This is a genomic window from Thiolapillus sp. (genome assembly GCF_048562965.1).
GTDB classification, from domain to species: Bacteria; Pseudomonadota; Gammaproteobacteria; order Chromatiales; family Chromatiaceae; genus Thiolapillus; species Thiolapillus brandeum_A.
Genome location: NZ_JBHNMF010001581.1, coordinates 1 through 550 on the forward strand (window position 1 = coordinate 1; position 550 = coordinate 550).

Below are 550 nucleotides of genomic sequence, written 5' to 3' on the forward strand. Positions count from 1 at the left end.
TGGAACACGGACTTTTTTCATGTTTCGTGGGAACTTACGTCCTGGTCGCACCGCTTCCACTGCATCGGCCATGCGTTGTAATAGCCGCCAGCACAACTCCAACGGAGAAGTGTCCAGGAAGAGGCTGGCCAAGTGGTTCTTCATTTTGGACAGGGCGTTGGCAAAGTTGATCCGGTAGCTATGTTGTCGATGTCGGTAGCGTTCATCTGCCAACCATTGTGCCAGGCATACCAGAATGGCAGTCAGGTTCTGCGCAAAGATCTTGGCGTGAAAGTCCTGCAGCAGCACCCAGGGGGTGCGACCGGAGAAGTTCTCGATCTCCAGGCGTTGTTTTTCCCGTTTGTAGTTCTCCTCGACACCCCAGCGCAGCGCATGGAGCTTGGCAAAAAGCCGGTGTGGATAGGCCTGGGCATCGAGCAGCGAAGTGATCAGCACTTCGACCTCGCCACTCTCCAGCTCCACTCGGATCAGGCGCGCCTGCAACGGCTCGGTGGGCAGATAGCCCTCGCGACACTGCCGCGCACTGGCCGCACCCGAGCACAGTTAAATG

General features: G+C 57.5%; 1 pseudogene. It reads right to left on the reverse strand.

The features are described from left to right. Positions 1–483 (reverse strand): annotated as a pseudogene (locus tag ACOCD2_RS25615) (transposase); the annotation flags it as partial. Positions 484–550: the final 67 nt, after the last annotated feature.